Annotated in this window: 26 protein-coding genes, 2 tRNA genes and 1 riboswitch; of the genes, 11 read left to right on the forward strand and 17 right to left on the reverse strand. The window is 47.9% G+C overall.

The genetic code is table 11. The features are described from left to right. Positions 1-59: 59 nt before the first annotated feature. Both nrdR and glyA read right to left on the reverse strand, forming a co-directional pair. Positions 60-536, reverse strand: a complete 477-nt coding sequence (nrdR, locus tag GEV47_RS10710; protein WP_153234775.1) for a transcriptional regulator NrdR — start codon at positions 534-536, stop codon at positions 60-62. 204 nt (positions 537-740) lie between these two features. After that, positions 741-1,988: a serine hydroxymethyltransferase gene (gene glyA, locus GEV47_RS10715; RefSeq protein WP_153234776.1), complete on the reverse strand. Its 1,248-nt coding sequence runs from the start codon at positions 1,986-1,988 to the stop codon at positions 741-743. Between the two features lie 105 nt (positions 1,989-2,093). Further along, positions 2,094-2,218: riboswitch (ZMP/ZTP riboswitch) on the reverse strand. A gap of 286 nt (positions 2,219-2,504) precedes the next feature. Here glyA and GEV47_RS10720 point away from each other — a divergent pair. The 9 genes from GEV47_RS10720 (at position 2,505) to GEV47_RS10760 (ending at position 9,071) form a co-directional block, all read left to right on the forward strand. Then, positions 2,505-3,254, forward strand: coding sequence for an SDR family oxidoreductase (locus GEV47_RS10720; RefSeq protein WP_153234777.1), 750 nt, complete (start codon positions 2,505-2,507; stop codon positions 3,252-3,254). Between the two features lie 62 nt (positions 3,255-3,316). Next, the gene (ybgC, locus tag GEV47_RS10725) at positions 3,317-3,751 is read left to right on the forward strand and encodes a tol-pal system-associated acyl-CoA thioesterase (RefSeq protein ID WP_153234862.1); all 435 of its coding nucleotides are present in this window, start codon (positions 3,317-3,319) and stop codon (positions 3,749-3,751) included. 51 nt (positions 3,752-3,802) lie between these two features. Next, positions 3,803-4,501 carry a protein TolQ gene (gene tolQ / locus GEV47_RS10730; RefSeq protein ID WP_153234778.1) on the forward strand — a complete coding sequence of 233 codons (699 nt, stop codon included), beginning with the start codon at positions 3,803-3,805 and terminating at the stop codon, positions 4,499-4,501. Next, a complete protein-coding gene (locus GEV47_RS10735) occupies positions 4,501-4,935 on the forward strand; it encodes an ExbD/TolR family protein (protein WP_153234779.1) in 435 nt (144 codons plus the stop codon). The genes tolQ and GEV47_RS10735 overlap by 1 nt, the downstream gene beginning before the upstream one ends. A gap of 46 nt (positions 4,936-4,981) precedes the next feature. Continuing rightward, positions 4,982-5,980 (forward strand): cell envelope integrity protein TolA, encoded by a 999-nt coding sequence (tolA, locus tag GEV47_RS10740; RefSeq protein ID WP_153234780.1) that lies wholly within the window; start codon positions 4,982-4,984, stop codon positions 5,978-5,980. A 25-nt stretch (positions 5,981-6,005) separates the two neighbouring features. Then, a complete protein-coding gene (tolB, locus tag GEV47_RS10745; RefSeq protein WP_153234781.1) occupies positions 6,006-7,292 on the forward strand; it encodes a Tol-Pal system beta propeller repeat protein TolB in 1,287 nt (428 codons plus the stop codon). Positions 7,293-7,406: 114 nt separating this feature from the next. After that, entirely contained in the window at positions 7,407-7,922 is a 516-nt protein-coding gene (gene pal / locus GEV47_RS10750; RefSeq protein WP_153234782.1) for a peptidoglycan-associated lipoprotein Pal, read from the forward strand. Positions 7,923-8,115: 193 nt separating this feature from the next. Further along, complete coding sequence (gene ybgF / locus GEV47_RS10755; RefSeq protein WP_153234783.1) at positions 8,116-8,862, forward strand: tol-pal system protein YbgF; 747 nt, start codon at positions 8,116-8,118, stop codon at positions 8,860-8,862. Between the two features lie 133 nt (positions 8,863-8,995). Continuing rightward, a tRNA-Lys gene (locus tag GEV47_RS10760) sits at positions 8,996-9,071 on the forward strand. A 178-nt stretch (positions 9,072-9,249) separates the two neighbouring features. Here GEV47_RS10760 and GEV47_RS10765 read toward each other — a convergent pair. The 6 genes from GEV47_RS10765 to GEV47_RS10790 form a co-directional block, all read right to left on the reverse strand. Beyond that, the gene (locus GEV47_RS10765; protein WP_153234784.1) at positions 9,250-9,510 is read right to left on the reverse strand and encodes a hypothetical protein; all 261 of its coding nucleotides are present in this window, start codon (positions 9,508-9,510) and stop codon (positions 9,250-9,252) included. Positions 9,511-9,733: 223 nt separating this feature from the next. Continuing rightward, on the reverse strand, positions 9,734-10,285 hold the full coding sequence (locus tag GEV47_RS10770; protein WP_153234785.1) for an NADPH-dependent FMN reductase: 552 nt from the start codon (positions 10,283-10,285) through the stop codon (positions 9,734-9,736). Positions 10,286-10,336: 51 nt separating this feature from the next. Continuing rightward, positions 10,337-10,684: a GFA family protein gene (locus tag GEV47_RS10775; protein WP_153234786.1), complete on the reverse strand. Its 348-nt coding sequence runs from the start codon at positions 10,682-10,684 to the stop codon at positions 10,337-10,339. 122 nt (positions 10,685-10,806) lie between these two features. Beyond that, a complete protein-coding gene (locus GEV47_RS10780; protein WP_153234787.1) occupies positions 10,807-11,517 on the reverse strand; it encodes an HAD family hydrolase in 711 nt (236 codons plus the stop codon). 30 nt (positions 11,518-11,547) lie between these two features. Further along, positions 11,548-12,567 carry a phosphogluconate dehydrogenase (NAD(+)-dependent, decarboxylating) gene (gene gnd / locus GEV47_RS10785; protein ID WP_153234788.1) on the reverse strand — a complete coding sequence of 340 codons (1,020 nt, stop codon included), beginning with the start codon at positions 12,565-12,567 and terminating at the stop codon, positions 11,548-11,550. Positions 12,568-12,890: 323 nt separating this feature from the next. Continuing rightward, on the reverse strand, positions 12,891-13,955 hold the full coding sequence (locus GEV47_RS10790) for a M29 family metallopeptidase (RefSeq protein WP_153234789.1): 1,065 nt from the start codon (positions 13,953-13,955) through the stop codon (positions 12,891-12,893). A 198-nt stretch (positions 13,956-14,153) separates the two neighbouring features. On the opposite strand from GEV47_RS10790, the gene GEV47_RS10795 reads away from it, so the two are divergent. Next, positions 14,154-14,229 (forward strand) — tRNA-Lys (locus GEV47_RS10795). Positions 14,230-14,338: 109 nt separating this feature from the next. On the opposite strand, the gene GEV47_RS10800 is transcribed toward GEV47_RS10795, so the two are convergent. The 4 genes from GEV47_RS10800 to wecB are packed head-to-tail and all read right to left on the reverse strand — an operon-like array spanning position 14,339 to position 20,366. Then, complete coding sequence (locus GEV47_RS10800; RefSeq protein ID WP_153234790.1) at positions 14,339-15,256, reverse strand: DUF4434 domain-containing protein; 918 nt, start codon at positions 15,254-15,256, stop codon at positions 14,339-14,341. 47 nt (positions 15,257-15,303) lie between these two features. Then, the gene (locus GEV47_RS10805; RefSeq protein ID WP_153234791.1) at positions 15,304-17,775 is read right to left on the reverse strand and encodes an NfrA family protein; all 2,472 of its coding nucleotides are present in this window, start codon (positions 17,773-17,775) and stop codon (positions 15,304-15,306) included. Positions 17,776-17,778: 3 nt separating this feature from the next. Further along, positions 17,779-19,227 (reverse strand): glycosyl transferase family protein, encoded by a 1,449-nt coding sequence (locus GEV47_RS10810; RefSeq protein WP_153234792.1) that lies wholly within the window; start codon positions 19,225-19,227, stop codon positions 17,779-17,781. Further along, positions 19,227-20,366, reverse strand: coding sequence for a non-hydrolyzing UDP-N-acetylglucosamine 2-epimerase (gene wecB, locus GEV47_RS10815; RefSeq protein ID WP_153234793.1), 1,140 nt, complete (start codon positions 20,364-20,366; stop codon positions 19,227-19,229). Before wecB ends, GEV47_RS10810 begins: the two co-directional genes overlap by 1 nt. A gap of 352 nt (positions 20,367-20,718) precedes the next feature. Between wecB and GEV47_RS10820 the strand changes: the two genes are divergently transcribed. Next, positions 20,719-21,105, forward strand: a complete 387-nt coding sequence (locus GEV47_RS10820) for a hypothetical protein (protein WP_153234794.1) — start codon at positions 20,719-20,721, stop codon at positions 21,103-21,105. 110 nt (positions 21,106-21,215) lie between these two features. Here the strand turns inward: GEV47_RS10820 and GEV47_RS10825 are convergent, their stop codons facing one another. The 5 genes from GEV47_RS10825 to GEV47_RS10845 all read right to left on the reverse strand — a co-directional run bounded on the left by GEV47_RS10825 (position 21,216) and on the right by GEV47_RS10845 (position 24,974). Beyond that, positions 21,216-22,001 (reverse strand): 4'-phosphopantetheinyl transferase family protein, encoded by a 786-nt coding sequence (locus GEV47_RS10825; RefSeq protein ID WP_153234795.1) that lies wholly within the window; start codon positions 21,999-22,001, stop codon positions 21,216-21,218. Between the two features lie 138 nt (positions 22,002-22,139). Next, entirely contained in the window at positions 22,140-22,952 is an 813-nt protein-coding gene (locus tag GEV47_RS10830) for a DUF1223 domain-containing protein (RefSeq protein ID WP_322741613.1), read from the reverse strand. Positions 22,953-23,115: 163 nt separating this feature from the next. Then, the gene (locus GEV47_RS10835) at positions 23,116-23,700 is read right to left on the reverse strand and encodes a YceI family protein (protein ID WP_153234797.1); all 585 of its coding nucleotides are present in this window, start codon (positions 23,698-23,700) and stop codon (positions 23,116-23,118) included. A gap of 54 nt (positions 23,701-23,754) precedes the next feature. Further along, positions 23,755-24,336 (reverse strand): YceI family protein, encoded by a 582-nt coding sequence (locus GEV47_RS10840; RefSeq protein WP_194270647.1) that lies wholly within the window; start codon positions 24,334-24,336, stop codon positions 23,755-23,757. Positions 24,337-24,431: 95 nt separating this feature from the next. Next, positions 24,432-24,974: a cytochrome b gene (locus tag GEV47_RS10845; protein ID WP_153234799.1), complete on the reverse strand. Its 543-nt coding sequence runs from the start codon at positions 24,972-24,974 to the stop codon at positions 24,432-24,434. Positions 24,975-25,132 lie beyond the last annotated feature (158 nt).

Genomic DNA, 25,132 nt, shown 5'->3' on the forward strand with positions numbered 1-25,132 from the left:
AAGGATTATGTTGCAAGTATGCAAAAAAGCAGGAGCCGTCCCACTTTAGCGCCAGAAGCCTACTTTTTACCCTTGCGTGACGCCGCAGGACCAGAAAACTCTTCTATCATGTTTTGAAATTCAGCCACATCTTCAAAACTTTTATACACAGAAGCAAAACGGATATAGGCAATTTTATCGAGTCGTTTTAATTCGTGCATGACCAGTTCTCCGACATGGCCGGAGATGATTTCACGCTCGCCGCTAGATAATAATTTTTCTTTAATGCGATGCAAGGCTTCATCTAAAGATTCGGCCGAAACCGGGCGCTTGCGCAAAGCCAGCATCAAACTGGCACGCAACTTGTCACCATCAAACTCAGTGCGACTACCGTTCTTTTTGACGATGATGGGCATCGCCAGTTCTATCCGCTCATGCGTCGTAAAGCGCTTATCGCAGTTGGTACAACGACGGCGGCGGCGAATAGCATCGCCCTCTTCCGAATCGCGGGTATCCAGAACCTGAGTTTCTTCGTGTTGGCAGAACGGACATTTCATGATGGCGCAATCTGACGTTGGGGATAAACAGATATAAGTATGCCCAAAAAATTGTTTAGACTAGGCGTGCCGAACGCAGACAGTACGACTGTACGGCAAGGAGGCGCAACAACGTATAAACGATTTTTTGGGCATACTTTAAATAAGGGCGCAATAAAATTTTGCGCCCTTATGATTTTACAGCTAGCTCAATAATACAAAAAATTATTTTTCGTACACTGGGAATGCATCAGTCAATTTTTTCACTTCCACTTTTACGCGTTCTATCGTCGCTGCATCATGTGGGTTGTCCAGCACGTCGGCGATCAAATTACCCACTTTAGTGGCTTCTGCTTCCTTGAAACCACGTGTAGTGAATGCTGGACTGCCAAGGCGGATACCTGATGTCACGAATGGTTTTTCCGGATCGTTCGGAATCGCATTCTTGTTACAAGTCATGTGTGCAGCGCCAAGAATGGCTTCTGCTTCTTTGCCAGTAATTTTCTTCGCGCGTAAATCAACCAGCATGACGTGCGATTCAGTACGACCCGACACAATACGCAGACCGCGCGCTATCAATGCTTTTGCCAACGCATCTGCATTTTTCACGACTTGCTGTTGATAAGCTTTGAATTCTGGCGTCAGAGCTTCTTTAAATGCGACCGCTTTACCAGCAATCACGTGCATCAATGGACCACCTTGAATACCTGGGAAAATCGCTGAATTAATCGCTTTTTCGTGTTCAGCTTTCATCAAGATGATACCGCCGCGTGGACCACGCAAAGATTTGTGCGTAGTCGACGTGACGAAATCTGCGTGCGGAACTGGATTCGGGTATTCGCCCGCAGCGATCAAACCTGCGTAATGCGCCATATCCACCATAAAGTAGGCGCCAACTGCTTTGGCTACTTTTGACATGCGCTCAAAGTCAATTTTCAAAGCATAAGCCGATGCACCTGCGATAATCAGCTTTGGCTTCTTTTCGTGCGCTAGCTTCTCAAACGCGTCGTAATCGATTTCTTCTTTTTCGTTCAGGCCATATGAAACAACATTGAACCATTTGCCAGACATATTGAGCGCCATACCGTGCGTCAAATGGCCGCCTTCAGCCAACGACATGCCCATGATGGTGTCACCTGGTTTCAGCATGGCAAAAAATACACCTTGGTTGGCTTGCGAACCGGAATTTGGTTGTACGTTGGCTGCTTCTGCGCCAAACAATTGCTTCACTCGGTCAATCGCTAATTGCTCTGCGATATCGACAAACTCACAACCGCCGTAATAACGCTTGCCCGGATAGCCTTCGGCATACTTATTCGTCAACTGTGTACCTTGCGCTTCCATGACGGCGGGCGAAGTGTAGTTTTCAGAAGCGATCAGCTCAATATGTTCTTGCTGGCGATGATTTTCTTTTTGAACGGCGCTCCACAACTCTGGATCGACATTGGCTAGGGTGTGATTTTTTGCAAACATGGAATACTCCGATTGATAGATGGGGGATCTGATCGAATAAGGGCCAAATAAATATGGAATTGCGGCAGCCTCAATCGTACCTATAGCACTTTCAGTACTTCCATTCGGGGCTGCCCAGGCGCACGGCGGTAAAATCTCACGCTTCCCGGTGGATGCCCACCTATTCCCGATACTGCGCTAGCTACTTTTGGTAGTGTCAGTACGGTTTTTCGCCAGTCACGTGAGACGAAATGGTGCCGCCATTGTAGGTGAAGGGCGTGTTTTCGGCAAGATTTGGGCTACAATTTCGACTTGGCATTACTTCGCTTACAACAGACTTCCGTCAAAACCAGATACGGGACTGTAACTTAAGGTTACTGAGAACATGTAAGGCCGTATAACTGTTTAGACTAGGCGCCCCGACGCAGTCAGTAAGACCGTGCAGTGAGGGAGCAACAGCGTTTTAACCGTTATGCGCCCTTACTTAGCTTCCGAAAGAAGTCTAACGAACTTGTAAATAAGACAGGATAAGCAACCATGATTGTATTAATTACCGGCGCAACCGCAGGCTTCGGGGCTTCAATGGCCCGTACATTCGTCAAAAACGGCCATAAAGTCATTGCCACCGGCCGTCGCAAAGAACGTCTTGATGATTTGGCCACCGAATTGGGATCTGCTCTGCTACCGGTGACCATGGATGTGACGGATAAGCAATCCATTACTACCGCACTTGCGTCACTGCCGCCTGAATGGCAAGAAATTGACGTGTTGATCAACAATGCCGGCCTCGCATTAGGCACCGAATCTGCTCAGCAAGCCTCGCTGGAAGATTGGGAAACCATGATAGAGACCAATTGCAAAGGCCTGGTCACAGTAACGCGTTTAGTTTTGCCCGGTATGTTAGCCCGGAATCGCGGCACCATTATCAATCTCGGGTCAGCTGCTGGTATCCATCCCTATCCGGGCGGTAACGTCTACGGCGCCACTAAAGCTTTCGTCAAACAATTCACGTTGAATCTGCGAGCCGATATCGTTGGCACTGGCGTGCGTGCGACTGATCTTGCGCCGGGCTTGTGCGGTGGCACAGAATTTTCTAATGTACGCTTTCACGGCAACGACGAAGCAGCGGCCAAGGTATATCAAGGTACGCAACCACTGACGCCAGAAGATATTGCCGACACCGCTTATTGGATAGCAACCTTGCCAGCACATATCAACATCAATCGCATCGAAATGATGCCGACTTGCCAGGCGTTTGCTGGCTTGGCGATTAAACGTAATGTTTAAGATCTGAAATCTACTATCTAAGATCTAAGCGAAATTATTAAGGCGGATATACATTGGATATATTGGATACGGACGTAGTAAACCAACAAAATTTCAGATGGAAAATCCGCGTATATTACGAAGACACTGACGCCGGCGGTATTGTATTTTATGCAAATTATTTGAAATTTTTCGAAAGAGCACGCACTGAATGGCTGCGCGCAACCGGCATTATTCAAAGCAAACTGATCGAAACTGACGGCGTTGTATTCATCGTCAAAAGCACCGCCGTCGAATATCACGCACCTTCTCGTTTGGATGATGAACTATTCCTGACAGTTGTAGTCGAACGCCTCGGCCGTGTCGCCGTTGATTTTATTCAAGAGGCATGGCGCATTGAAGATGGTGAAACCAAGCTACTGGCAACCGGCCGTATCACGGTAGTTTGCGTCAACGTAAAGACCTTACGTCCGCAAGCAATTCCACCTACAGTGCTAGAGCATATCAACAGTAAGTAGGCTAAAAGTAAGCTAAAAAGAATTTAAGCGAAAACAAAGAAAAGCAAAACTATGACCGTTACTCAAGATTTATCATTTCTTACTCTCATCACCAATGCCTCTGTCATCGTCAAACTGGTGATGCTACTGTTACTCGCAGTTTCAGTGATGAGTTGGACGTATATTTTCCGCAAGATGTTTGCTGTTAAAAAAGCTCGTGCGCAAACTGAAGAATTTGAGCGCGCATTTTGGTCGGGCGGCAATCTGACCGAACTGTATCAAGATGCCAATTCCAACCGTCGTCGCGGCAGCAGCAGTGGAGCAATGGAACGGATTTTTGCAGCGGGTATGGATGAATACAACAAGATTCAAGCCACCGCAGCACATAAAAATGGCGTTGATGCCAATGCCATGCTCGATGGTGCACGCCGCGCCATGCGCGCTGCTTATCAGCGTGAAATGGACGGCTTGGAATCGCATTTGGCCTTCCTGGCGTCGGTCGGTTCAGTATCACCCTACATCGGTCTGCTCGGCACGGTTTGGGGCATCATGAATGCGTTTCGCGGTTTAGCTAACGTCCAGCAAGCTACTTTGGCAGCGGTCGCACCCGGTATTGCAGAAGCCTTGATTGCTACGGCGATTGGTTTGTTTGCAGCGATTCCTGCGGTGGTCGCTTACAACCGCTTTTCACATGACGTAGACCGTCTGGCGATTCGCTTTGAAAGTTTTATTGAAGAATTCTCTAACATTTTGCAACGGCAGGCACGCTAATGACCGGCTTTTCCTCCATGCGCGGCGGACGCCAGCGTAAATTTAAAGCGGAAATCAACGTCGTTCCTTACATCGACGTGATGATGGTGTTGCTGGTGATTTTTATGGTGTCCGCACCGATGGTGAATCCTAGTGTGATCAACTTGCCCAATGCAGCCAAATCGAGCGCACCACCGACTGAGTATATCGAGGTGTCGTTAAAGGCTAATGGTGATGCCAGCCTGCGGGTCCATGGTCAATCAAGCGGCACAAGCAAGCCTGAAGCGGTAGAACCAGGGCAGCTAACCAATAGATTGCGCGCTTTACACGCTGACAGCCCTGATATCGCAGTGATGATTTCGGCTGACAAAGACATCAAATATGACGAAGTGATTAAGGCCATTTCTGACGCCAAGACGCTAGGTATTAATCGCGTTGGATTGGCTACCAAGTGACGACTATGCTTTACCTAGTGTTTAGCTGCAAAGTAATCATCAGCTCATGACCGCAAATATACAAAATCACTCTCCTTACCTCGTTCCGCAAGAGCCCGGACGCTGGCGCGCTATCGCGCTGGCGGCTGTTGTGCATTTTGCATTATTGGCATTCTTATGGATAGGTGTACAGTGGCAAAGCAAGGTGCCTGTCGCTGTAGAAGCTGAAGTCTGGAGCATGGACGCGAAAGAGGCTGCGCCACCAGCACCGACTCCTCCTCCTGTATTGCAGCCGGAGCCAGTCACACCGGAGCCGCTGCCAGAGCCAAAACCAGTTATTGCGCCACCGCCACCTAAGGTTGTGGAGCAACCTGTCGTTCCTGATCCTGAAATCGCGTTGGCCAAAGAGCGCAAACGTAAAGAGCTTGAGCAGAAAAAACTCGATCAGGAAGAGCAAGATCGCAAAGACAAAGCACTACAGCAAGAACAACAACGTAAAGAAGATGAACTAGCCAAAAAAGAAAAAGCGAAAAAAGACACTGCTGATGCAAAGGCTGAAAAACAAAAAGAGGACGATGCGAAGAAAAAGGCTGATGCAGCAGAAGCCAAACTGAAAGCAGCTGCCGATGCCAAACAAAAGCAAAAATTAGACGCGGCCAAAAAAGCTGAAGCAGCCGCTGACCAGGCGCAGCACGATGCCACCATGAAAAAATTGCTAGGCCAAGCCAGCGGTAACGGCGCGGCCAATAGCACTGGCACCGCTGCAAAATCGCAAGGACCAAAAGGTGGCGATCCTGGATATGCCTCTAAGGTTGGCGCTAAAATTCGGAATAATATTAACTTTAACGCGCCTGATGATGTAAGCGGCAATCCGGCCGCAGAGTTCGACGTGCAATTGTTACCCGATGGTTCTATCTCCAGCATACGTTTAAAAAAACCATCTGGCGTTCCCGGTTTTGACGAGGCCGTCAAACGGGCTATTGAGCGCTCTGCACCTTATCCTAAAGATAATTCGGGTACTGTTCCTTCCGGCTTCACCGGAATCCACAGACTGAAAGATCAGTAACTTATTTATGAGACTCAGGACTACCATGCGAAAAAACTTCATCAATAAACTCGTGCGAGCGGTTGCTGTTATCAGCGTGACTGTCGCTACCCTGCTATCAGCACCACTGGTGCACGCACAACTGCGTATCGAAACCTCGGGTGTCGGTGCGACGCAAATCCCCATCGCCATTGCAGGCTTCAGCAACGAAAACCTGGCGCCACAGCAAATCACCGCCATCATCAAAGCCGACTTGAGTCGCAGTGGCATGTTCAAGATCATTGATACCGGTGACACAATTTCCGAAACCACACCCGTCAATTACACCGATTGGAAAGGCCGTGGCGCTGACGCGCTGGTAGTTGGCAGCGTACAGAAACTGGCCGATGGTCGCTACGACGTGCGCTATAAACTGTATGACACAGTGAAATCCAGCACATTATCTGGCCTTTCATTAACCGCGACAGCACCAAGAACTCGCGTTCTGGCGCATCAGATTGCCGATGATATTTATGAGAAATTGATCGGCGTTCGCGGCAGCTTCGCTACCCGCATCGCCTACGTCACCAAATCGGGACGCGAATATCGCCTGGAAGTGGCCGATGCTGATGGTGAAGGCACACAAGTGGCTTTGCGCTCCAACGAACCTATCATTTCACCATCCTGGTCGCCCGACGGCACCAAAGTCGCGTATGTATCATTTGAATCTAAAAAACCAGTGGTTTACGTGCAAAATCTGGTCACGAAACAACGTACCGTCGTCGCCAATTTCAAAGGTAGTAACTCGGCACCATCTTGGTCGCCAGATGGTAGTAAAATCCTTATAGCATTGGCGCGTAACAGCTTAACGCAGGTATATGTGGTCAATGCCGACGGCTCTGGCTTGCGCCGTCTGACAAATACCAATGGCATTGATACTGAACCACAATTTTCTGCCGATGGACAAAGCGTCTATTTCACAAGTGACCGCAGCGGCGGGCCACAGATTTATAAGATGAGTGCCAACGGCGGCGATGCACAGCGCGTTACCTTTAGCGGAAATTACAATATCAGCCCACGAATCTCACCGGATGGTAAAACTTTAGCGTATATTTCCCGTCGGAATGGCGGCTACCAGTTGTATGCGTTAGACTTAACAAATAATCAAGAGCAACGTCTGTCCGATAGCAGTAAAGACGAATCACCAAGCTTCTCGCCTAACGGCAAATATATTATGTATTCCACCGGTCGCGGTGCTTTGGGTGTTGTGTCCGTCGACGGTCGCATCAAACAACGTATCGCCGCGCCATCCGGCGATATTCGGGAACCGACCTGGGGCCCATTTATGAAGTAAATGGTGGCGATACCACCGGCACATTGTTCAATGAATGATTTTTATGCAGTGAGCAATGTGTCTCAATACCTGCAATAACCGTAGTTATTATTAATCACAATCTGGAGAAAAAAAATGCGTCCCATTCATAGTTTTGCCCTCATCATTTCAAGCGCAGTTTTGTTGGCTGCATGTTCATCCCCAGTTAAGCTAGAAGACAAAGCAGCGCCTGTAGTTGATCGCGGCGCAAATGCAGATGCACGTACTGTCAACACAGTTGACACTGCTTCACGCGATCCACTGAATGATCCACAAGGCATTCTTGCTAAGCGCAGCGTTTATTTCGACTTCGACAGCTACACAATCAAAGATGAATTCCGTCCAGTCGTAGAAGCGCACGCACAGTATTTGATCGCCCATAAAGATCGCAAGATCCTGATCCAAGGTAATACCGATGATCGCGGCGGCAGCGAGTACAACTTGGCACTGGGTCAAAAACGCGCAGAAGCGGTACGTAAAGCTATGGCATTGCTAGGCGTTGCCGATGCACAGATGGAAGCAGTATCGCTAGGCAAAGAAAAACCAAAAGCAATGGGTAACGACGAAGCGTCTTACGCTGAAAATCGTCGCGACGATATTATCTACAATTAATGTAGTACCGATGTGAAGCAAGCTGCTCCGCTCGCCTGTTTACAGAACGCGAAACAAAATGCTTCACATCGATTTGTAGACTTCTTTCCAAACCGTAGTTTCAGTAGAACTGAAGTAATAGAGCTGAAACAACAGGTTTGGAAAGTGGTTTAAAAACGATGAATATATTTCAGACTTGCTGGACTAGGATCTTATGCGAAATTTTTTAAAATCAACATTAACAGCGGCTGTTCTGGCCGCATGTTCCCTTGCCCCACTCGCTCATGCCGGCATGTTTGACGACGACGAAGCGCGCCGCGCGATTCTCGATCTTCGCAGCAAAATCGATGCGATCAATTCCCGTCTGGATAGCAAGTCAGATAAAAGCAGTTCATTGAGCCTTGCCGATCAAAATGATCAGCTCAATCAGGAAATTTCCAAACTGCGCGGACAAATCGAAGTACTGACCAATGAGGTCGCCAACACGCAGCAACGCCAGAAAGATTTTTACGTCGATCTGGATACCCGCTTGCGTAAATTGGAACCGCAGAAAGTCAATGTAGATGGTCAGGAAGTCAGCATAGACCCGAACGAGCAAAAAGCCTACGATGCAGCCTTGGATAACTTCAAAAGCGGCAATTACAAGGGTTCTGCCGCAGCTTTCATCTCCTATATCCGCAGCTATCCGACATCCGGCTTTGCGCCATCAGCGCAATACTGGTTAGGCAATTCGTATTTTGCACAACGTGATTTCAAAAGCGCCATTGCCGCGCAACAGGCATTGGTCAAAAAATATCCGGATAATCCTAAAGCTGCCGATGCAATGCTGAACATGGCTGACAGCTATACCGGATTAAAAGATAAAGCAGCCGCTAAGAAAACATTAGAGCAGCTGGTATCGCAATATCCGAATACGCCAGCAGCAGCAACTGCTAAAGATCGCTTAGCCTCCGGGAAATAACACGAGCAATATTGTTTTCGCTATTTTTTCGCAATGAAGTGTTGTCGCTGCGCAATTTCATCGACATTTCATTGAAAAAATGTGAGGTTATGTTTGACGGGCTGCTACAACCTCACTATAATAGCCGTCTTTCGGGTCGTTAGCTCAGCTGGTAGAGCAGCGGACTTTTAATCCGTTGGTCGCAGGTTCGAATCCCGCACGGCCTACCACGAATGCAGTAGTACAGAAGCCGCTTACAGCAATGTAAGTGGCTTTTTTGTTGGCCATTCCATTTCATCCCTTCTCATCATTTCCCCAACCGCTTGTCTTATCTGCGCAACAGATCCGATCTACGTCGTGAAATCAGGGCGATCCGTTACAGATTGCCCCCCCCTACTTTGCGGCCGCTTATTGCCAACCTGGATGGTGAGCGCGGTAGTACTCCAAGGCTGCATTGCGTTCCACCTCGGCTTGTTTGGCCAATTCAACCGCCCGACCCATGTGGCCGCCAAACTCACTACCATGCTCTTGATGAATGACGACCATTTCATTAATAGCGCGTTGCAAATCATGCGTTGCGGCCATCGCTTTATTGTGAAGTTCGTCTGCAAAAACGACGGTGGTGACTAAAAGCGCGCACAAGAGCACAGGAACTGTTTTGATCTTCATGATGTTAAATTCTCCGGAACGGGACTATTCCCTGCCCGGATAAACGCCTGAGCGTATGCGCTGGTTGACTGCGCCCATTCTGCATGCCGCCCAAACTCATGGTGACGGTTTGTGGCTTTACCGGAATCCCTACCCTGCATGCCATCAATATCTATACATCCGGCAGGTCTAAAAGCGCAGCGCTTTCCGACCTGCCTGACTGATATCCTGGCAGTCGTTTCCATCAAGCGTTCTGCTTTTTCACCCAGGCTACGTAAGTATCCATCCAGTTTTGCAGAAATTTTTTGCTATCCTCGCCGATGTTGCCGGCCTCATCGAACAAGCCATCTTTGTTTTGTATAAAAGCCTCCGGCTGGCCCAGCGTCGGCACATCCAGATAAGAGAGCACATTGTGCAAATGCTGTTGCGCCATCGCGGTACCGGCAGCGCCAACCGAGACACCCAGCACACCAGCAGGTTTGCCGACCCAGGCACTTTGCCCGTAAGGACGAGAGGCGTGATCAATCGCGTTCTTGAGCACCCCAGGGATCGAACGGTTATATTCAGCTGTGATGAACAAAAGACCCTGCGCAGCCAAAATCTCCGCTTTTAGTCGTTTAACCGATTCTGCCGGATTGCCGTCATCGTCCTGATTGTAAAGCGGTAAATCACCAATTTGCACTTGCTTAAACACGAAGTCGGCCGGCGCCAGTTTAACGATAGCATCTGCCATTTTGCGATTGAATGACTCACGACGAAGACTGCCGACAACCACTGCGATCTGATATTGACTCATGATGATCTCCATTTCAGAAATTTAAATACAGTTACCAGGCCGACATTCCATTCACACGGACCGACCATCATAGTGATGGACCGGAAGAGATGCAAAGTCAACGTTCTCAAGACAGCGGATATTGATTGCGACGACTCGATCGCCCTTGGCGTCAATTTTCTCACCATAAGGATGCATGCCGCAGGTCGGGCAAAAACGATGCTGGATGACGTGTTTGTTGAATGTGTACGTAGCCGCATCCTCTTCCGAGCTGAGCAAATGCAGCTTATCACGGGGTATAAACCACATAAGCGATCCTTTGCGGGAGCAAATAGAACAGTTACATGTGACCGCACCAGTGAGATCGCCCTCAGCCTCAAATTTGATTTTCCCGCAGTGACAACTACCTTGATAAATCATGTATTCCTCCTCGCGTTTGGAAATTGAAATATGAAAAAAGTCAGGGCCTGCAAATTTCGCATACGAAATTACTGCAAATAAAACATGTGTCGATACCCATACTCCGCTTGTCGTATTCCGATTTATGATGGCCTCATTTCTGCATTTTCCTTTCCTGCTGCAGCGAGCAACACTGGCATATCGTACCCCAGTAAATCGTCAATGCGCTGGACGGTGATATCTGCTGGCGGGTAAGTTGCCACGTTGTGCGGATCAAGCGCATAGTGACCCTGACATACAAAAACAGTAGTCAAGCGTTTGCCCCAGATTTTTTTCATTCCCGCCAAAATGCTGAGCTTGTCATCCACCATCACGTAATGCTGCGCTGGATAATGTCGCTCAACATCTGCCAGCATTTTTTCTTTATGAAGATAGATCAATACACGGCCGTCAACCGCTTGCCAAAGACCGGAATATTGAATTTTATGCGGTTGGAAAACCATATCCCCATCCGACAGAACCACCGTCGGCCCACTCTTCTCAAGATAAGCAAGAACATCAAGTACGTTCGGAAATAAATGGTCGGCAAAGGGATAGTCGAGAAAAAAAGCCGACATCCGTAGCAAAGCACGTTCATCGTTGTTTACTTCAAAGCGAAAACGTTGCAACGCTCCCAGATAATCGGCATAGCCTAACTCAGCGCGCAGCTCTTCATAAATCTGCCAATACCTATCGCGAGCCCAGACACCGAACTTCCGATCCAGATGCGCCTGAAGATCGTCCCGCAAGCGATCGTTGTCGAATAAAGTGTTATCACAATCAAACAGAAAAACAATTTCGTTTTGCGTTTTCATGAGAGCTATCCTTTACTTACATCGCACCCGTTACGACTTGCCGTTCTTTTCTACATGCCCGCCAAATCCATGTCGCATGGCAGACAATATTTTGTCGGCAAAATCACCCTCGCCGCGCGAACTAAAACGTGAATACAGTGCGGCACTCAGAATCGGCACGGGAACCGCTTCGTCAATAGCCGCAGCAATCGTCCAGCGTCCTTCACCGGAATCTGCAACATGGCCCGCATAATTTTTCAGTTCTGGATCGTGCAATAGCGCGCTGGCAGTCAAATCCAGCAACCATGAACCGATCACACTACCGCGTCGCCATAGTTCCGTGATCTCGGGTAAATCCAGGTCATATTGATAGTATTCAGGATTGCGCAACGGCGTGGTCTCAGCGTCATTGTCGTTTTCTTTATGGCCGATATTGGCATTTCGCAGAATATTCAATCCTTCAGCATAGGCACCCATGATGCCGTACTCAATGCCGTTATGTATCATTTTGACAAAATGACCTGAGCCTTGCGGACCACAATGCAGATAGCCTTGCTCGGCAGTGCTGCCAGCATTATCCCGTCCTGCGGTCACAGGAATATCTCCAATACCTGGAGCCAGCGTGGAAAAAATGGGAGATAGATATTGCACCGTTTCTTTTTCGCCGCCTATCATCAGACAATAGCCGCGATCCAAACCCGCCACACCACCACTGGTGCCAACATCAACGTAATGGATTTGATGTTCTTTCAATGCAATGCCACGTCGAATATCGTCATGATAGTAAGAATTTCCACCGTCAATGATAATGTCACCAGCGTCCAGCAATGGGATTAACGTCGTCAGATTTTCATCGACCAAAGCTGCGGGCAACATCAGCCAAATAATGCGCGGGGTAGCTAACTGGGCGACTAAATCTTTAAAAGATGATGCGCTTACAACATCGGGGCGCAACACAGCCTTGATAGCGTCAGGCTGCACATCATAGACCACACATTTGTGATCACCTTTAGCCAGGCGCCGCACCATATTAGCGCCCATACGTCCCAATCCAATCATGCCTATCTGCATTGCGAATCTCCTCAGTGATGTACTTATGCAAAGATAAAAAATGTCGCGGGGTGTAACCGGCGCTCAGTGATGACTTATTGCAGCGCTTTTATGGTCTGCAGATTGTATATCTTCGCGTCCATTTCTACGTGCGTCATTGATTTTCTTGTTTGCTTCACGTCGGCGACAGCAACCGTCTGCCCACAGCACTCAAGCAGAACGATTGGATCACGCTTATTTTCTGGAAGGAGGATGAAGAGCCGTCGCTAACGGACACTTAGATGGAGTGCGCCAAATGTAAATCTAGCGTCTTTTCGTATTTACTCTGCGGCGATGAAGTACCATCAAACCAGCCAGGCACCATCGCGATATACCAAGTCATCATCCAGGTACACGGCCTCTGTCACTGCAAACACATCGATATGAAAACGGGCATCGGCGCGTCTGATATTTGGTTTGTTGTATACGCCATGCTTCGCGCCTAACGATAAATGGATGCCGCACATCCGTTCATAAGTGCCGATGTCGTCGACCATGCGGTCGCGGGTAAATGCGCGGTTCATGCCGAATCCTAATTCGCGTATCCAGACCTCGCCTTCCAGCGCGCGAATATTGGCCAAGACCTGATCAAATTCTGGCGTTGAATCACGCACATCCGTGACCTTTCCCTTATTAATCACCAAAGTGATTGGTTGCTCTGGTCGATTCACATGGAATGAAGTATCACCAAACACAAAAATCCGCACGCAGCCGTTCACCGCTTCCAGATCCTGCGATTCGGTAAACACTTCACCAATGGGAAACTGGCCGCCGACGTTTTTCATTTCGCGATAATCGCCGACATTCAATTTGGCCGATTCAAATGGAACAGAAAATACCAGGCGTTCGCCGCCGCTATCGACCACACCACACTGCGCGCGATCAATCCGGTTTTTCAATGCGGCACCAACCCCGCGGTAATACAAGGGATCATAAGCCAGCGATTCAATGTAGTAGAGCGCCTGCGCATCCGGCATGCGTGACAGATGCGGATGCTCAACCACTTTCAGATCGCGTTTAAACAATTCCACCCGCAGCCGGAAAGCCTCTAATCGAAAATGTGTCGATTGAATCAACACCACTAAGGTCGATGGTGCCAGTAATGCAAACGCCGCCAACACATCCTCACCGGCAACCGCATCAAAGTTAATCCAGCCTGCCGTCGGCAAACAGCGCCGATAAGCCTCAACTAAGGCAATAGAGAGGTCACAGCGCTCATCAAACACGATCAATGCCGGCAGCGCCGTACTATGTTCAAATACCAGCGACACAATATCGCGCACGTGCGGTTCCGCAAGATCGGCCATCTCCTTGCTGCTGAGGTGATAAGAAGGCGAAAAAGCTGGATCGCAAATGAGGGAGGCCGTCATGGAAGTGTTGAAATTAAATAAATGAAATAGCTAAAAAATACAACGAAACATGATTAACATGCATGCAACATCGCAGAAGAAGTCAGCATTTTAAAGCACGAAACCCTATACCATCTTCCCACATCAGAAAAATATGCGGCTAAGCAGCAAAAAAAACTAGGAAAAATGTACAACCCTCGTTATAATTGCGCCCCTATCGGGTCGTTAGCTCAGCTGGTAGAGCAGCGGACTTTTAATCCGTTGGTCGCAGGTTCGAATCCCGCACGGCCTACCAAGAATGAAGAAGTACGAAAGCCACTTACAGCAATGTAAGTGGCTTTTTTGTTGCCGGACTTTATTCTCCACATCTTGATGCGACGCGAAATCATAGGCTGACAAATAAATCAGCGATCCCATAACGGCTTTTTGCATCGATTAGAAAACGGCGAGTGTAGAGGCAAGCGAAGTTGCGTCAGGGAGAAGATAACCTCAGGATTTTTACCGGTCGCCTCACACCAGGTTGTTATTCTTTTTTGAATACTATATTTACTTGCCGGGCAATATTCAGTTTCAATCCCTGTCCGTGTTTGGTGAGATTGTTCAGAAAAAATTTCGAGTACGCCTTGCCAGGCTTGAGGAGGCAAAGATTGCGTTATGCTGTGTAAATACTGTGTCGTATCAATTTTATTGTGGCGTTGCTCACCCAAGCCATCCTGAATCAGCCAGATGATGCCGGTTTCTTTATTAATTTTTTCGAGCATTTTGGCAAAACTAACCGGATCTTGATTTCCGCTAAAAAAAACAGAGGCATAAACTGGAATGACCGGATACAAATTGTGTAACTGCTCAATCGTCTTGAGGAAGTGAGTTGACAGCATTTGCTGCCGTTCTGCTGTTTGCCAGTTCAAGTCGTCTATTTCTTCAGGCAGATACCAACCTGCTATCGGCACAGGTGATTGTTTAATTAATTTTGCAGCTTCATTGATGCTTCTATCCCTAATCGCGGCCAGTTCAATGTCAAGCCGACTGTCCGTTTTGTTCAAGATATCGAAATAATTTGGATCAGAATAAAGTCCGTGAATAATCTGCAGCGACTTATCTGTTACCAATGCCTGACGTATCCAGCCTCGCCCGTCATCCGGCCAGAACTCAGTATCACCACGACGGCTCCATTGCAAGATCAGATGGCTATAGCCTTGCAGTTGCAACTGATGAAGTAATTTGCCATCCAGTCGAACTGCATGGCTATCAAGTAAATTCCACGGTTGAAAAAAAACCCTCTGGGGAAGGCTTTGTTCACACACAGCAGTAGCTGATGCCATGCTGGTCACCAAAAGCAGACAACTGAACAGTCTGACTATGCGCTTACTCAATGAAATATTCTCCACTGTAGCAAAACAATGGTGTGATCCAGACTATTCCCGCCGATACGCTGCCGCACTTCAAGCGATAAACGTTGCCGGACGTCGGGTGCACGCCAAGGGTCAGCGCCATGCCAACTTTGCAGGGCGATACCCATCACCGCGTCGACCCGGCTCACTGCGGTGTTGCTGAAATTATCGTTATTGATAGCCAGCGCACTGCCGACATACGGCATGAAAGTGGATTTTCCGTCTAACCACGCTAAACGCTGTTGTCGTCCTAGTTCAGCCGAAAGCGTCAAATAATAACTTTTTTCGCGTAGCAACCGCGCAATATCACCATACACATTGAAGCTGGTCCATTGCGTACCGGTTGGTCGCCAGTCGGTGCCAAACGAATGTGAGCCAGATAAACGCAGCATGACATCACTGGGGGTGTCACTACCATTTCTGTATAGCCACTCAACCGAGCCGAGTACGTTTTCATCAGCCAATAATCGCTGCCGAAAACCAATCCCGGCTAGTGTATTACCGGACATAAACTCAAATGAACGATTTTCCAAACCTTGGCTTGCTCTTGCAAATAACCAGCTTGGGTGCTCAGCATCCCATAATGGGTCCAGTCGATACGCGGCCTCGAAATCTACCGCACCGCCGAATTGCGCGTATTGCGAAGGGCTAATGCCCACTCCGTCAGGAACTATCGGGCCTTGATTTAAACGCACTTGTGTGCCGGCTGAAATACTCCAGCGATCTTCCAGCGTTTGCACCGCGCGCTGCCAGGCGTACAACTGATTCTCAGCAGCCTCGCCGCTAACGCTATTGCGTGATTGGATATTTTTGCTCTGATCAATGCTTGCGCGAAAATCGCGGATGGCTGCCTTCGATTGCCCCAATTTCATTTCTAGCAGGGCAATTTCCGGGATCAGTTCCGTGCGCTGGGAATCCAGTTCCACAGCACGCTGAAAATGCAGTAGCGCTGCGGCACTTTGTCCATTACTTTTAAGCCAATACGCATATTCTGCATGTAACAACGATTGCTCATCATTGAGCTTCAGTGCCTCGGAAAGCGCCTCACCTTGCGCTGAAGAATTGCCCGTACTTCGCATCAAATTAGCCAACTCGTACCACACTTGCCATTTGGGGCTTTCAGCCAGCGATGTACGAAAATTAGCTTCGGCTGCAACGTTGTCGCCGCGATGTTGTGCTGCATATGCCTGTGTCAAAGCCAGTTGGCCGGGTGGCAGGAAATGGCGATAACGCGTCACTATCACGACACTTGATGGCAACTCAGGATGCTGGATGGCCAGATCAACTAAATTGCGGGCGAGTTCCGGGTTTTCTTGTTGTTGTAAGCTGGCATCCCAACTTTGCATGGCCTTGTCGAGTTGCTGGGATGCGTACCAGGCATCACCTTCGCTACGCAGCGTTTGCGCTAATGGTTGCAAGCCAGCCTGAGCACGCACACTGCTTGCAGCGTGAAAATGTTGTGCAGACCTTTCCGGCTGCGCGCTTGCACAATATGCGGCGGCCATCTGACTATGTTCGGTAGTTTCCCGGATATCGGCATCGACAGCAATTTCCTGCAGTAGCAAAGGACAATTTTTATTTTCCAGGTTGAGCGCCAGCGCTTCTTGAATAGCGGGAGTGAACAAATTTTCACGCCGCAAAACAGCTACTTCTCCTTCCAAATCACTATAGTGTTGCGCGGCGGTCAGGTGATAAAAATCGGCAATGATGCGCTGAGTGCGCATCGCTTCAGATAATTCACGATACGGAAATTGCGAATCTGGTGGTGGCACGATCTCTTTGCTGCTAACTGTTTTTTGCTTGCTGATATTAATCGGCGCGACAACTTCCTCTGGTGCGACTTTAGCGACTTTAGCTGCTTTAGATACTTCGGCACCTGCAGCAGCCGCAACCAATTGGCGATTCCAGCGCTGGCTGTCAGCATCTGCAATAAATACTTTTTGCTGCTGCAACCATGCGATGGTTGCTTGCGCTTCCTGATATCTTTTTAGACGGAACAAAGCATCTATCAATTCACGCCCTGCCTTTGTTCGACTATCTGGATGTAACCCAACATGTTCAATCGCGGATCGAAACTGCTCAATCGCCTGATTGTCGTCATTCCCCAATTTCTTTACATAGCCGACGATGTAATAGCCCAAAGGGTCGCGCTGAAAACGCCTTTCCCAATCTTCACCCAACTGCCGCAAACACGCTATGTCATGCAATTTTTCACATGTCTGTGCATGTAAAATTCGCGCATCTCGCTTGTTCGGGTCAATTTTCTCAGCTTGTTGCAACAATACTAAAGCGCCGGCGTAATCACCTGCTTTATACAAATCGTAAGATCGTTGCAGTCGAGGATAAACGCGAAAGTTGTGCCATTCGCTATCTAGCCACGCAGCACGCGCCTGCATATGAATGCCAACGCTCAGGAGAACGACAAAGCGAAGTAAATTTTTCAACCTCATAGGTCATTCTCCGGGGTGCAAATCAGGAAAATCGTGACTGGTTTTATCCCATGTAACAGCGCGACCAGTCTTGTTACTGTTACGCACTTGGAAAAAAGCACGAAAAAAAGCACATATGTTCACGATATTTCCAACCAAAATCCGCGGCAGCGCCTGTAATCCTTGCCAATAACCGAAATAGCGACTCGTAAAAATAAAGCGGTGCAGCAAACGGTTGCACATGAAGAAAAAATTAATTTTAACCAGCACGAAAAACCAGCTTTCTTGAGGAATCAATTCCGGAAATCGCCACCAGCGAGGATTCATCTGAAGATGGATCCAATTAAACATTACCGTTACCACGATAAAATACCCCATCAGCACAGCAGGAAAAGCGATCACACTTTTACGATCTCTCATTAACATGTATTTCATCAGTGGCGCACCGCTCCAACCCAGATTCTTCCATCCCTGAAATACGATGCCAACTATCCAGCGTGACTTTTGACGAACCGCCTGCCACGTATGATTAGGGAAATATTCCTGCACACATAGCATAGGATGCACGCCTTTGCGACCAAACCAGGCAGGCGGTTTATCTTTAAACTGGACTTGGTAATGCAGCAGCATTTCACGCGCGCCGACTTGATGTAAGCGAAAACCGATTTCGTAATCCTCCGTTAGCGAACCAACGTCAAATACCACGCCGCCGTTGATTTTTTCTAGAAGTTCAATTGCACGACGACTAAATGCCGTTCCAACGCCAGCACTTGGAATCTGGCCGGTTAGCAATTGACGTACCAACATATCTTTGCCGTGCCATTCAGAAAATTCATCGATATAGTGATTTCCAATCGCGTTAGTCCAACTGCGCGCAAGCGGCATCACAGGTATCTGAACCAAATCAAAACTTGGCACCAGGCGATTGAAAGCACGTAGTTCCAACGGATGAATAATATCTTCCGCATCGTGGTAAGCCAGACAGCTGAAATGTATATCTTCAGCGGCTTCCATTGCGGTGATAAAGGCGATGATGTTATTGAGGCAGTCTGCCTTTGTCGTTGGTCCCGGATCACGGGTTACCACTTTATGTACATTCGGATATTTTGCAACGACCTTATCAACCTCGCGTTGTGTGTCGGGGTCATTCGGATAAGTGCCAACAAAAATATGATAATTTTCGTAGTCAAAAGTGCGCGCCGCATAGTCTGCCATGCGCTGAATAACGGGCGCTTCCTGCCATGCGGGGATCATGATGGCGATAAGCTGCTGCGGGTCCTGATACAACTCGTCGGCATACTCTGGAAAGTGCGCATCACGACGCCAGTTTCGATGCTGAAACAGACGCCATAGCCAGTAACGCACATCAATGATGATGTCGTCGATCGAACTGATAAAAATGATGACGATACCGATCCGTAATAGGATCGCTATGCAAAACCAGTAAGTAGCAAGTAAATCAACCGGCGCCATTATTCAGACTCCCAACGGCGGATCAATTCAACTATTTTGGTGGCGGCTTTGCCATCGCCATACGGATTGCTGGCTTGCGCCATGGCGCGGTAAGCCTTCTCATCATCCAGCAAGCGACTCACCTCAAACACAATTTTGTCAGTATCAGTACCTACCAGCCGGGCAGTTCCTGCCGCAATGGCTTCCGGGCGTTCGGTGGTTTCACGCATTACCAGAACCGGCTTACCGAGCGTTGGTGCTTCTTCCTGAATCCCCCCGCTATCGGTTAAGACGATGTGAGCACGTTTGAGCAGATAGACAAATGGCAGATAGTCTTGCGGCGCAATCAGATGCACAGCTTCAACGCCTTGCAGGATGTCATTGACCGGTTGTTGCACATTCGGATTAAGGTGAACCGGATAAATAATTTGTACATCGGGGCGAGCCGCGAGCCTGGCTAATGCCTGGCAAATATTCACAAAGCCTGCGCCAAAATTTTCTCGTCTATGTCCTGTGACCAAAATCAGTTTTTTGTTTGGATCAAGAAAGGGAAACTGATCAGCGAGTTGCTTAGTCAGCGTGGGATTTTCATCCATCCGCTGGCTGACATCGAGTAGCGCATCAAGCACAGTATTACCCGTGACGAAAATCTGTTTTGGATCACGGCCTTCACGCAGTAAATTATCAGCGGCTTGCTGGGTAGGCGCAAAATTCAAGCGTGCAAACAGTCCCACTACCGAACGATTAAATTCTTCTGGCCACGGTGCATCTAAGTTACCTGTGCGCAGACCGGCCTCCACATGGCCAACCGCAATGCGCTGGTAAAAAGCGGCTATGCCAGCTGCTAATGTGGTGGTAGTGTCGCCATGCACCAATACCAAATCAGGACGGAAATCTTCCAGTACGGTGCGCAATCCGGTTAAAGCACGTGCAGTAAGATCAGTTAAATTCTGTCCCGGTTGCATCAGATCAAGATCGTAATCTGCCTTTAACGCAAATAACTGCATAACCTGATCCAGCATTTCGCGGTGTTGTGCAGTCACACACACTTTGCAGTGCATGGTTGGATCAGCTTGCAAAGCACGTACTACCGGTGCCATTTTGATCGCCTCTGGACGTGTACCAAAGATGCAAAGAACCGTTTTGATAGATGCGCGCATTACTATTCACTCCGATTAAAGGCGAGAAAAAGCAAATTTAGTGGACAGTTTTACCACAAAAATATCCAATATTTCCGTACTGAAAAAAAATAATGAATTACGGCTATCCCGAAATGGCTTGGCTGCGCCAATGACGAAACGTAATTGCACACCACCACGAAATGGCAAATGCCTGGCGGTTTATGACTGATCAATTTGGTCGCTTCAAAATTCTGGAACCAATCAGCCACCGTGGTGCGCGAAGCAAATTGTAATGGAATGTAATAGCGGTCAACAGCATCTTCAGGCGAGTCGTTATTGGATCAAGCCCTCGGGAATTCTGAGGTAATCAAGATAACGTAAAGGTGCAAAAATGAATAAATTAATCGCTACTCTCATCGCTGGCTTGTTCGCAACTTCTGTTTTCGCTCAAGGCACTGCTCCCGCAGCACCTGCAACACCAACTGCCACTGCTGCGGTAACTGCACCAGCTGCAAAAGTCGATGTAAAAACCAGCAAGGTTGAAGCTGCGACCAAAAGCGATGTAAAAGCGGATACCAAGGTAGCGACTACCAAAGTCAAAGCCAAGAGCAAGAAAGCAAAGGCTCACCACAAAACGGTCGCCAGCAAGACAAAAGCAAAAACTTCTGCGACGGTAGCCAAGACTGATACCAAAGCACCTGCTGCGGTAGCGAAAGTGGATACGAAAGCACCTGTTGCTGTAGCTAAGGCAGATGCAAAAATTGCAGCACCTCAGTAATCAAATCAACACGCATTAAAATAAAAGAGGCAGGCCCACCCTGTCTCTTTTATTTTTTACGTTAGTCATCTGAGTCAAATTGGCAGAGCCGTTTTCCAACTAACAATGACTCAAGCCGCATTGACTCTCAACAATTGATAATCTATCTCTTGCTCCGATACCAGCGGCACCACTTGTTTGAATATGAGTGACGGTGGCTCAGGCTCTACCTTCTCAGCGCACAGTGCAACCAAATAATTACCAGCCATTTTGAATTGCCAAAAGCGCCAACGCGCTGGCGTATCATTCAGCTCCGGTGCTAGCGCGAGCGCAATCTCATCTTCACGCGGAAAGCTAAAGCTAAATTGTTGCAACGGTATCGACAAACCCATGCCACGCGCTTTGATGTAAGACTCTTTGAGTGTCCAGTATTCGAAGAAACGTTGCTGTTGCTGATCTGCTGGTTGTGCGCAAAAGTCGACCACTTCTTCAGGCGCAAAGGAATGCTCGGCCAAATCCTGCGATATTGACCTATCTTGATTATTTTCCGTATCCAACCCAAGCGCATGATCGCACGTGACTGCAATGATAATGAGGTTATCGGCGTGCGTGATGTTGAATGAAATCTTCTTATCCAAACCGGTGCCAAAATTGATGTGCGGTTTACCATAAGCATTGGCGGCAAATACCCATTGCTCTGGTGCGACAGACCCATAACGCGATAGCACGGTACGCGCCAAGACCCTGGTCACCAGATAACGCTGTCTATCCTTGGCGAAATAAAAGCGTTGCTGCTGTACCCTTTCCTCATCGGATAATAAATCACGATACGTTTGCAGCAGCGATTCATCGGTAATTTCGGCGGGAAAAGCACACCACAGGTCGATGCGTTTAGTGTCAAGTTCAAGTCGCATCATGTGCCGGTCGAATGAATACACAACAGCTGCTGATCAGCGATACTGGTCTGCTGCAAATTGCCAGCGTGTATGTCCGGTAGTACAAAAATGCACATTGCATCCTCTTCATAAATATCAAGCGAAGTAGTTTACCGCTAATTACTCAATCCCAGGCTGCAACCTAAGTGCTTGCAGCACTTCGCCGTTGCTCGCATTTTGTACAAATACCACTACACCAAATTGTCCTGTTTTAATGCCGCCTTGGATTTTATCGAGCGCGATGTTTTCATTAATATTTGCTGCGCCATCCTTTAATGGATATGGTCCCAACCACTGACGCACCACATAATCATGATGCAAAGTCACGCCACTGTTTTCGCCCGCAGCGATATTGGAAACCAGTTTATTTTCGTACAACGCAATATAAGTCTGAAAATTTTGTACTCCTTGCGGACTGCTTCCACGTAACTTGACGTTACTGGATAAATCGTATGAACGCGCTGTTGTGCCAGAAGACAGTTTGATCTCTATATCGGCAGCGGATGGTTGTGCAGTGATATTTTTGATTATATGGTCGAAATCATTCGTATCTGACCAACGGCGCAACTCTCGTCCTGCGACAAATACTTCTGGGGTATAGACAACCTTACTATGAACGAACGCCGCCAGCTCTTGCTGACGCGTAGTAAATTTTCGATCAGAAAATCGATCTTTCCAACCCAAACTATTCCAATAGTCAACATGCAAGGCCAGTGGAATCACTCGCTTGGGATCGGCTTGTGCGCCGGTCTGGATGAGCCACGCATCTGCTGGTGGACAACTGCTGCATCCCTCACTGGTGTAAAGCTCTAACAGGGCAACGCGATTGGCCGGACTGTGAGCGGTATAGGTTGCCGCTTGTGTAGATGGCACGACGCTGATGAGTAATGCTAGCAACGGCGTCAGGTATGTATATTTTGCAAAAGTAGACACATCAACCTCCGAATGAAAGATGTTGAGTATTGGTCGTCTGAATGCCATCAACCTTACACCAATAGGCACAATAGGTATTGGACAATAAAAAACCGCCATCATTTCTGATAGCGGTTTGTCTGGCTCATGCAAAAATAGTATTGATGATGCGCCTTAGTCAGCCTTAATCTGCCTTAATTCCTTCAGCCTGAATTTCCAGCTTCACTTTCATGTTGAAGCCAAAATCCTTGCCATAGCTAATACCAAAGTCATCACGATTGAATTCGCCTTCGATGTCGGCACCACACACTTCGCGTTTAAGCATAGGGTGTTGTTTACACATGAATTTTTCAATTTCAAGCTTCACAGGCTTAGTCACACCGTGTAGTGTCAACTCGCCGGTAACTTCAGTTGGTACATCGCCCTTGAACTTAGTGAATTTGCCGACGTATCTGGCTTCCGGGAATTTTTCAACATCGAACATATCTTTGCTTTTTGCATGCTCATTTAATTTTGGCATACCAAAATTGATTGATGCCGGATCAATTTTTACGTCGATAGTTCCGGTTTTAGCTTCGCGATCCAACACAACAACACCATCGCTGGTTTTGTCGAACTTACCGCGCCAGACCGACAGGCCGCCCATATGATCTGCCTCGAAACTTGGGTAAGTATGGGTAGGGTCCAGGTTATAAGTAACTGGCACAGCAAAAGCCGCGCTGGTAGCGATGGCAATAATGGAGGTTACTACTAAAGTACGTAATTTCATTGTTTTTCCTTTTGTTAAATTAAATTCAATCATTCACGATTCTGCTTACTTTGCTTATTTTTTAGCTGCGGTCACAATATGAAATTTAATTTGCACTTCATCCGCAACCACAGAAGTATCTTTCCAATCACCTTCACCTACATTAAACGCGGTGCGCTTGATCGGTAATACACCGTCAAACACATTGCTACCGCCCTCTTGCTTATAGGTTGCGGTGACTACTACGTCTTGCGTTTTTCCTTTGATGGTCAACTTCCCGGCAACATCATACTTGCCCGGAGCGCCTTGTTTGATGCTACTGGAAACAAATGTGGCTTTAGGATATTTGGCGGCATCAAACCAATCTTTTTTTTGCACTTCATCGTTATATTCCTTACCCGCGCCGAGATCGAAGCTCGTCATGTCGATATTCACAGTTGCTGAAGATTGCGCTAACTGAGAAGGGTTGAAATTGATAACGGCATCAAATTTCGCAAACTTGCCATTCATCGTCACGCCTAATTGCTTGGCAGCGATGAGTACTGAGCTTTTCGCCTGATCGAGTTGCGCCCAAGCCGGGACAGCAAGTACGGCCGCACCAAGTACGCCAGCTAATAATAATTTCGACATCGTTGATCTGATACTGACATGCGCCATCTGATGCTCCTTCGGTTGTCTGAAATACGCCGTCCTTGCGAAAGCAAGATTGACGATGTTTTTAAAATCAATTACTTGTTCTTACTTAATTCAACTTACTTTAAAAACGGCAGCATCTTTGCTAACGTCCCATCCTTGTCTACCCAGTGATGTTTTAACGCCGCCAACACATGCATCACCACAACCGCTGCCATGAAATAATTCAACCAGGCGTGTACCGATCCTAAAATATCCTGTAATTCTTTATTTTTTGCGATCAGCATCGGCATTTCAAACACGCCCAGATAGACCACGGGAATCCCCGCCGCGGCGCTGTAAAAATACCCTGTCAACGGCACGATAATCATCAACACATATAACAAACCATGTCCGGCATGCGCGGCTTGTTGCTGCCAGCGTGGCATGCTGATTGGTAACGCCGGCACCGGATGCAACGCGCGCCACAGCACGCGTAATACGACAAATCCAAAGATGGTTACACCTATCCACTTATGCCATGAAAACAATTTCAATTTTTGCGGGGTAATACCGGGAATCCCTGTCATGTATAAACCCATCGCAAACGCCACGCAGATAAGTAATGCGATTAACCAATGCAAACTGATGGCTGTGGTGCTATAGCGGGTTGGCGCGCTCATTCAAAATCCTTTTTCGTTGTTACACTATGCACAATTGAAGGACTGTACCGCAACTCGGAAAATCCTGCATTGGACAAGATCAACTTATTCAAATTATCTGACCCTACTCGGAAAAATGACCGCAATTGACATTAGGCACTCATCGTACAATACACAAT

This window comes from Glaciimonas soli, assembly GCF_009497155.1.
GTDB classification, from domain to species: Bacteria; Pseudomonadota; Gammaproteobacteria; order Burkholderiales; family Burkholderiaceae_D; genus Glaciimonas; species Glaciimonas soli.